The organism is Pseudomonas nitroreducens (genome assembly GCF_014204515.1).
Taxonomy (GTDB): Bacteria; Pseudomonadota; Gammaproteobacteria; order Pseudomonadales; family Pseudomonadaceae; genus Pseudomonas; species Pseudomonas nitritireducens_A.
The window spans coordinates 96243-104208 of sequence record NZ_JACHLI010000028.1 but is presented as its reverse complement, the minus strand read 5'-3'; the positions used below and the strand labels follow the sequence as shown (position 1 = coordinate 104208).

Here is a 7966-nt window from a genome sequence, read left to right as displayed (position 1 = left end):
GTGCTCGAACACTGCGGACCTGCAGCTTGCCTTGCGCCGCTCTCACCTCCGATCGTATCGGGAAAGGCAGACACAAGCGGACTCCGTCCGCGATGGGTGGGTTTGGCATCGCCGGGAGGTCGGAGCGGTGTCGACTCGATCGCGGACAGAGTCCGCTCCTACGGGAGCAGACCTGCAACGCGACTGGATCATTTTTTGATCGAATCCCTGCAGGCCACGCCACTCAATGCCTGCAGGCATTCATCCACAGGTTGGCGACAGGTTGCGCGAGCAACCGTCCCCAGCACCTGGGGACAACTCAGGCGCCCATCACCTTGCGGATATCCGCCGCCAGCGCCTCGACCCTGGCGATCTCGGTATCCCACGAGCACATGAAGCGCGCGCCACCGGCGCCGATGAAGGTGTAGAAGCGCCAGCCCAGCTGGCGCAGGGCTTCCAGCGCGGGTTCGGACATTTGCAGGAACACGCCGTTGGCTTCCACCGGGAACATCAGTTGCACGCCCGGCACGTCGGCGACGCGCTCGGCCAGCAGTTGTGCACAGCGGTTGGCGTGGCTGGCGTAGTGCATCCAGGCGTCATCCTGCAGCACGCCGACCCAGGGCGCGGCGAGGAAGCGCATCTTCGAGGCCAGCTGGCCGGCCTGCTTGCAGCGGTAGTCGAAACCTTCGGCCAGGTCGCGGTTGAAGAACAGGATGGCCTCGCCCACCGCCATGCCGTTCTTGGTGCCGCCGAAGCAGAGCACCTCGACACCGGCCTTCCAGGTCAGCTCGGCCGGCGTGGCGCCGAGGAAGGCGCAGGCATTGGAGAAGCGCGCGCCGTCCATGTGCAGGTGCAGGCCCAGCTCGCGGCAGGTGGCGCTCAGCGCCTGCAGCTCGTCCGGGCGGTAGACGGTGCCGACCTCGGTGGCCTGGGTGATGGTGACCACGCGCGGCTTGGGATAGTGGATGTCCTGGCGTTTCAGGGCGATCTCGCGGATCGCCTCGGACGTCAGCTTGCCCTGGGCGTCGGTGCGCGCCAGCAGCAGCTTGGAGCCGTTGGAGAAGAATTCCGGCGCACCGCACTCGTCGGTCTCGACGTGCGCGGTCTCGGCACAGATCACACTGTGGTAGCTCTGGCACAGCGCCGCCAGGGCCAGGGAGTTGGCCGCGGTGCCGTTGAAGGCGAAGAACACTTCGCAATCGGTCTCGAACAGCTCGCGGAAATAGTCGGAGGCGCGGGCGGTCCACTGGTCGTCGCCGTAGGCGCGCTCATGGCCGCGGTTGGCCTCGGCCATGGCCGCCCAGGCTTCGGGGCAGATGCCGGAATAGTTGTCGCTGGCGAACTGTTGGGTGTTGTCGGTCATGGGGCTGCCTGCACTGCGCAAAAAGGTCAGTCAGCAGCGTAGCGAAATCCCCGCTCCTCGTGCACCCGTCCGGCTTACAGGCGCTGGTTCACGTAGGCCGTGACGAACTGCCGGGCATCCTGGTTGGCGCTGAGCTCCTGGTCGAAGCAGACCTTCCGCCCGTCCTTCTCGCCGGGCAGCATCACTTCGCCGCAGTCGCCGTGCAGCACCAGGGCAATGTGTTCTTCGCGCTGGGCGTGGAGCTTGAACAGTGACTCGTCCAGCAGGCTGAGGCCGTCCATGCGCTGGATGCGCATGTTCCAGTCATGGTCCACGCCGCCGATGCGCACGAGGAACATGTTGGCCTTGCGCGGGCCGATCTGTTCCAGCCACACCTTGACGCCGTCCGCGCCGCTATAGGCTTTCACCTCGGGCATCGGTTGCACCGGCATCTGCGTGGCCTGGCCGGTCAGCGAAAAGACGGCCGCCAGTAGCAGCGGCAGGCTCTTGATAATGAATTTCATGGTCCTCCACCTCTTCCTGGCGTACGGGTTGATGAGCAACGCCGGGAATTTTCCCAATAACCAGGGAGGTGGGGGATCAGAGAGTCGGAGAGCTGCCTGTCAGATATCTCCCGATTGCTTACGGCAGCTTGGTCAGCGCCATCTGCTCGGAGATCGGCACGAACAGCTCGCGCAGGGACTGCGCGGTGCCGCCGTTGGGCTTGTCCGGCGAGGTCATGTTGAGCACGTAGCGACCCTTGATCAGGCCGGTCATGCTGGATTCGCCGGCCTTCTCGTCCGGGCCCGGCACGCTGATGGCCAGCGGGTCGCCCATGCGGGTGCTGTCGATCACCGGCAGGTACTGCTCACCGCCGAACTGCGCGGCGGTGCCGTTCTGCAGTGCGGCCTGGCGGGCCTGGTTGAGCAGCGACACGTTCTTCGCGGTGGTGTCGCGCAGCTTGGCCTGGGCAGCCAGGTATTGCTTGGCCGCCTCGCCCTGCTGGTCGGCGCCCGGCGCCGGCAGGCCGGTGTCGGTCAGGGTCACCACCAGTTGCTGGCTGCCGTCGGTCTTGCCGTAGACGATGGTGGCGCTGTCGTAGCCGCACTCGCGGGACAGGTAGGCATAGCCGTAGACGGCCTTGGCCGGCGGCAGCGCCCTCTCCAGGACGTGGCCGGTGCAGCTGTCGCCGGCCGGAGTAGCGGCAGTGTTGCTGGCGGCCTGGGGCGCTTCGGCCTTGGCGGGTTGGCTGTCGTCACCACAACCCTGCAGCGTCGCGGTGAGCAGCAGGGCGGAAAGCAGAGTCAGGGAACGGTTCATGGCGTCCTCGCATTTCGAAGACGCGCAGTTTAGTCCCTTGGCCGAACGGTTCCTATCGGCAGCTTCATTGCGGGGCTTTGCAGAGCCAGCGGCCGGCCTTCTCGTTGTAGCCGGCGTCGACCACCACCAGCTCGTCGTCGCGCGACTGCAGGCAGAAGGTCTTCATGAAGGTCGCCCGTGCGCCATCGCCAGCGCTGTCACGCCCACCAACCGTGACGTTGTACATCCCCGGCTGCAATGGCCGCGCCGGGGTTTTTTCGCTGAAACCGGGAATCGCCCGGCCGTAGGCGAAGCAGGTGTCGCTGCGCAGCGGCACACCCTGGTTAGCCTCGCCGCTGGCCGCCGACCAGAACGGCTCGTAGGGTTCGCGGGCCACCTCGATGTAATGCACCGCGACCTGCCGCTCATCCACCTGCAGCGTGCGGGGGAAGAACAGGCCAGGCGACTTGAACGCCGCGCCGCCGAAGCACAGCGTGCTTCCCTGCATCCAGACCCGTGCGTCGCCATCGAACAGGCGGGACATGGCATTGGCGGATTGGAGCGAGCAGATGCCAAAGCTGAAGATGGAAATCGCCGCGCACCATCCACGAATAGCAGAAGGACAGTCGCCGCCGGAATGACTCTTCATTTAGATACTCTTGTTACTCCAGAACCAAAGGCAAAACTTCCGCCATTGGCAGGCTAAAACTCTTTGAGTAATAAGCTTTGTAACCTAACGCAGAAATCTTGACCTTGCATGGAATAGAGGACCTTGCTCCCAGCAGCTCAACTAACCGTTCTCGACGCAAGTAACGGTAAGTCCCCCCCTCGTCAGCGGTCTCACCAAAGAAAAAATTAGCCTTGTACATAAAGCGGCCGTCAACGGATCCATCCCGATCCAAATGGCCTGCTCCAAAACTAGCTATTACATGATTCATTTCGAACACAGCCGGCTGTTCCAGCGAACACTCCAGTCCTTCGGAAGCCCTACTGATACCCTTAGAGCGGCTTAATATGGAGTCCAGGCTGATGTCGGAGGAAAAGTACAGGTAGAAGTAGTCTGGTTGTGGCGCTTTCTCGATGTGCGAATACCTCAAATCGACCAAGGGGTCGCTGGTGTCCTTCACGCACCCCACGAGGCAGAGAGACAAAACTATCGTTAGAAACAGATGCTGCCTCTTCACTTGAGGTACTCCATGATGCTGTCTTGCACGTACTCCAGTGCGGACCGACCACCGTATAGGGGGCTGACGAACATGAGACCGGCGTCCGCGTGATTGATATCAACGAATGCACTTATGTCTGGCCCCTTCATCACGTACCATCGCTCACCAAACTCTGCCACCGTATCTGACGCGTTCGGCAACTTGGGATGAGCAGCAACATTGATCCAGAACGCTGCCTTCGGCTCAGGAGCGTCACGGTAAATGTTGGAAAACAACCAAACCAGAACTCCTTCTCCTACGGGATCCAAAGTAACCAACATCGCAACTCTGTAGCCCTTCTCCGTCAGAATCCTGGATAGATGTGCGCCATTCCAAGCGCCGAGGCTATGCCCCACGATGTAAATCGGCATCGCCTTGGATGGTACTGCCCTGAGGAAATGCTCTTCGATTTCTGCATCTCCCTTCGCTTGCTTATAGTCCAGATGCGCTGAGAAATAGCTCTCTCCATACGGGTTCAGTTGCAGATCCAGAGCCCGTTTTGCGTCTAGAACGTTATTGTTCGGCCCCTGAGAGTAATACGACTCCTTGTCCGCCGCCCCGCCGATGAAGAACACCACAGCCTTCTTCACCACCACCGGAACCTGTTTCGCCGTTTGATCCGCTGCTGGTGTCAGCGTCCGGGTATCAGCAACCCTGGGCTCCTTCAGAACGGCATTGGCTCCTCCGCTCATGCTCCTCCTCCCACCAGAATCTGGACTTTCTCTGCCTCGCCCATGCAACTGACCATGTGCGTGAAACCCTGATCATCCGATATGCCTTTCTCCATGGCGCCGTTGGCGCGGCGTATCGCATACGGGTAGTTGGGCAGTGGCTCACCGGTTTGCGAGCAAACCAGCTGAAACTTGTCCTGGAAGCTATTGGGCAGGGGTGCCGGCGGGGTGAACGGCGCCGGCGTGTGCTGCGTGCCGACGAGCACGTCTCCCGACCCCGTGATAATCACTCCTCCATGCGCGGTGGCGCTCCCCAGGAAGGCGATGGGCTGGCCATTGACCAGAATAGTGGCGATGCCCTCCGTCACCACATCACCGCACGCCGTGCTGTCACCCACACGCAAGGCAGCCAGTCCATCGATGATGACGTTGGGAGAACCGGTGACGGCGGGGTTCACGCCATGGCCGGGCAAGGGACAGGCGTTCTGATCGCTCAGGCGAGCGGCGGGCTTGGACATGCTCGAACTCCTTTCGGCAACGCGCCAGGCTGGCGTGGTGTGTCGCATTCTGCGAGCCGACCGGCTGCGCATCCAGGCCCCTTGGGCATTTCCGGACATGTCCTATATGTCGCGCCTGGCGTATTCCTACATGTCGCAAACGCACCTACCCGCGACGTGCGCAGGCATCTGGACCGACAGGGCCAGTCATACCATCGCTGCCATGGGGGCCAGTCCGTGCCCGCACCAGCCATGGCGCTCCAGCGCGCCGCAGGGAGACCAGCGATGTTCAGCAAGCAAGACCAGATCCAGGGTTATGACGACGAACTGCTCGCGGCAATGGATGCCGAGGAAGCGCGCCAGGAGGACCACCTCGAGCTGATCGCTTCGGAGAACTACACCAGCAAGCGCGTCATGCAGGCCCAGGGCAGCGGGCTGACCAACAAGTACGCCGAAGGGTATCCGGGCAAGCGTTACTACGGTGGCTGCGAGCATGTGGATAAAGTCGAGCAGCTGGCCATCGACCGCGCCAAGCAGCTGTTCGGCGCCGACTACGCCAACGTCCAGCCGCACTCGGGCTCCTCGGCCAACTCCGCTGTCTACCTGGCGCTGATCAATGCCGGTGACACCATCCTGGGCATGAGCCTGGCCCACGGCGGCCACCTGACCCACGGCGCCAAGGTGTCGTCCTCGGGCAAGCTGTACAACGCCGTGCAGTACGGCCTGAACACCGACACCGGGCTGATCGACTACGACGAGGTCGAGCGCCTGGCCGTGGAGCACAAGCCGAAGATGATCGTCGCCGGCTTCTCCGCCTACTCCAAGACGCTGGACTTCCCGCGCTTCCGCGCCATCGCCGACAAGGTCGGGGCGCTGCTGTTCGTCGACATGGCCCACGTTGCCGGCCTGGTCGCCGCCGGCCTGTACCCCAACCCGCTGCCCTACGCCGACGTGGTCACCACCACCACCCACAAGACCCTGCGTGGCCCGCGCGGCGGCCTGATCCTGGCGAAATCCAACGAAGAGATCGAGAAGAAGCTCAACTCGGCCGTCTTCCCCGGCGCCCAGGGCGGCCCGCTGATGCACGTGATCGCCGCCAAGGCAGTGTGCTTCAAGGAAGCGCTGGAGCCCGGCTTCAAGGACTACCAGGCCCAGGTGATCAGGAACGCCCAGGCCATGGCCAAGGTGTTCATCGAACGCGGCTACGACGTGGTCTCCGGCGGCACCGACAACCACCTGATGCTGATCAGCCTGGTGAAGCAGGGCCTGACCGGCAAGGAAGCCGACGCCGCCCTCGGCCGCGTCGGCATCACGGTGAACAAGAATGCCGTGCCGAACGACCCGCAGAGCCCGTTCGTCACCTCCGGCATCCGCATCGGCACCCCGGCCGTCACGACCCGTGGCCTGAAGGAAGAACAGTGCCGCGAGCTGGCCGGCTGGATCAGCGACGTGCTGGATCACCTGGGCGATGCCGACGTCGAGGCCAAGGTGGCCACCCAGGTCGCCGGCCTGTGTGCGGATTTCCCGGTCTACCGTTGAGAAGTTTCAGCCGTATGTAGGAGCGAGCTTGCTCGCGATCCCGACAACTCATTCGCGAGCAAGCTCGCTCCTACAAAGAGCAGCCACGGCGACAAGAACAATCAGGAGCACCCCATGCAACGCTACTCCGGCTTCGGCCTCCTCAAGCACTCCCTGAGCCACCACGAGAACTGGCAGCGCATGTGGCGCACGCCCACGCCCAAGCCGGTGTATGACGTGGTCATCGTCGGCGGCGGCGGGCACGGCCTGGCCACGGCCTACTACCTGGCCAAGGAGCACGGCATCACCAATGTCGCGGTGGTCGAGAAGGGCTGGCTGGGCGGCGGCAACACCGCGCGCAACACCACCATCGTGCGTTCCAACTACCTGTGGGATGAGTCGGCGCTGCTCTACGAACACGCCATGAAGCTGTGGGAAGGCCTGTCCCAGGACTTGAACTACAACGTCATGTTCTCCCAGCGTGGCGTCTATAACCTCTGCCACACCCTGCAGGACATGCGCGACGGCGAACGCCGCGTCAGCGCCAACCGCCTCAACGGCGTGGACGGCGAACTGCTCAACGCCCAGCAGGTGGCCGAAGAGATTCCCTACCTCAATTGCACCAAGAGCGCCCGCTACCCGGTCATGGGCTCCACCGTGCAGCGCCGTGGCGGCGTGGCCCGTCACGATGCCGTGGCCTGGGGCTTCGCCCGCGCCGCCGACGCCCTGGGCGTGGACCTGATCCAGCAGACCGAAGTGATCGGCTTCCGCAAGCAGGACGGCGTGGTGATTGGCGTCGAGACCAACCGCGGCTTCATCGGCGCCAAGCGCGTCGGCGTGGTCACCGCCGGCAACTCCGGGCACATGGCCAAGCTTGCCGGCTTCCGCCTGCCGATCGAATCGCACCCGCTGCAGGCGCTGGTTTCCGAACCGCTGAAACCCATCATCGACAGCGTGATCATGTCCAACGCCGTGCACGGCTATATCAGCCAGTCGGACAAGGGCGACCTGGTCATCGGCGCCGGCATCGACGGCTACAACGGCTACGGCCAGCGCGGCTCCTACCCGGTGATCGAGCACACCCTGCAGGCCATCGTCGAGATGTTCCCGGTGCTCTCGCGGGTACGCATGAACCGCCAGTGGGGCGGCATCGTCGACACCACCCCGGACGCCTGCCCGATCATCGGCAAGACCCCGGTGAAGAATCTGTTCTTCAACTGCGGCTGGGGCACCGGCGGCTTCAAGGCCACCCCCGGCTCGGGCAACGTCTTCGCCGCCACCCTCGCCAAGGGCGAGCCGCACCCGCTGGCCGTGCCCTTCTCCATCGAGCGCTTCCACACCGGCGCGCTGATCGACGAACACGGCGCTGCGGCCGTCGCGCACTGAAAACCGCCCGAAGGGCGAAATCTGATGACCTTCTCCCTTCAGGGAGAGGGTGCCCGAAGGGCGGGAGAG

9 protein-coding genes are annotated in these 7966 nt (G+C 63.6%); 2 read left to right on the top strand and 7 right to left on the bottom strand.

All coding sequences use genetic code 11. From position 1 onward, the window contains the following. Window positions 1-298: 298 nt before the first annotated feature. The 7 genes from HNP46_RS26940 to HNP46_RS26910 form a co-directional block, all read right to left on the bottom strand. Window positions 299-1342, bottom strand: a complete 1044-nt coding sequence (locus tag HNP46_RS26940; RefSeq protein WP_184595118.1) for a low specificity L-threonine aldolase — start codon at window positions 1340-1342, stop codon at window positions 299-301. Between the two features lie 74 nt (window positions 1343-1416). Continuing rightward, window positions 1417-1845 carry a hypothetical protein gene (locus HNP46_RS26935; protein WP_184595116.1) on the bottom strand — a complete coding sequence of 143 codons (429 nt, stop codon included), beginning with the start codon at window positions 1843-1845 and terminating at the stop codon, window positions 1417-1419. Window positions 1846-1963: 118 nt separating this feature from the next. Continuing rightward, entirely contained in the window at window positions 1964-2641 is a 678-nt protein-coding gene (locus tag HNP46_RS26930) for a hypothetical protein (protein ID WP_184595114.1), read from the bottom strand. 64 nt (window positions 2642-2705) lie between these two features. Continuing rightward, the gene (locus HNP46_RS26925; protein WP_184595112.1) at window positions 2706-3269 is read right to left on the bottom strand and encodes a hypothetical protein; all 564 of its coding nucleotides are present in this window, start codon (window positions 3267-3269) and stop codon (window positions 2706-2708) included. A gap of 13 nt (window positions 3270-3282) precedes the next feature. Continuing rightward, entirely contained in the window at window positions 3283-3747 is a 465-nt protein-coding gene (locus HNP46_RS26920) for a hypothetical protein (RefSeq protein ID WP_184595110.1), read from the bottom strand. A 53-nt stretch (window positions 3748-3800) separates the two neighbouring features. Further along, on the bottom strand, window positions 3801-4517 hold the full coding sequence (locus HNP46_RS26915; protein WP_184595108.1) for an alpha/beta hydrolase: 717 nt from the start codon (window positions 4515-4517) through the stop codon (window positions 3801-3803). Continuing rightward, a complete protein-coding gene (locus HNP46_RS26910) occupies window positions 4514-5014 on the bottom strand; it encodes a PAAR domain-containing protein (protein ID WP_184595107.1) in 501 nt (166 codons plus the stop codon). Before HNP46_RS26910 ends, HNP46_RS26915 begins: the two co-directional genes overlap by 4 nt. Before the next feature lie 264 nt (window positions 5015-5278). On the opposite strand from HNP46_RS26910, the gene glyA reads away from it, so the two are divergent. Next, window positions 5279-6532 (top strand): serine hydroxymethyltransferase, encoded by a 1254-nt coding sequence (gene glyA, locus HNP46_RS26905; protein ID WP_184595105.1) that lies wholly within the window; start codon window positions 5279-5281, stop codon window positions 6530-6532. Window positions 6533-6646: 114 nt separating this feature from the next. Continuing rightward, entirely contained in the window at window positions 6647-7897 is a 1251-nt protein-coding gene (locus HNP46_RS26900; protein ID WP_184595103.1) for a sarcosine oxidase subunit beta, read from the top strand. Window positions 7898-7966: the final 69 nt, after the last annotated feature.

What these genes read in the sequence shown, in the direction of transcription:
- HNP46_RS26940 (WP_184595118.1), bottom strand. Translation starts at nt 1,342, where the DNA reads ATGACCGACAACACCCAACAGTTCGCCAGCGACAACTATTCCGGCATC.
- HNP46_RS26935 (WP_184595116.1), bottom strand. Translation starts at nt 1,845, where the DNA reads ATGAAATTCATTATCAAGAGCCTGCCGCTGCTACTGGCGGCCGTCTTT.
- HNP46_RS26930 (WP_184595114.1), bottom strand. Translation starts at nt 2,641, where the DNA reads ATGAACCGTTCCCTGACTCTGCTTTCCGCCCTGCTGCTCACCGCGACG.
- HNP46_RS26925 (WP_184595112.1), bottom strand. Translation starts at nt 3,269, where the DNA reads ATGAAGAGTCATTCCGGCGGCGACTGTCCTTCTGCTATTCGTGGATGG.
- HNP46_RS26915 (WP_184595108.1), bottom strand. Translation starts at nt 4,517, where the DNA reads ATGAGCGGAGGAGCCAATGCCGTTCTGAAGGAGCCCAGGGTTGCTGAT.
- HNP46_RS26910 (WP_184595107.1), bottom strand. Translation starts at nt 5,014, where the DNA reads ATGTCCAAGCCCGCCGCTCGCCTGAGCGATCAGAACGCCTGTCCCTTG.
- glyA (WP_184595105.1), top strand. Translation starts at nt 5,279, where the DNA reads ATGTTCAGCAAGCAAGACCAGATCCAGGGTTATGACGACGAACTGCTC.
- HNP46_RS26900 (WP_184595103.1), top strand. Translation starts at nt 6,647, where the DNA reads ATGCAACGCTACTCCGGCTTCGGCCTCCTCAAGCACTCCCTGAGCCAC.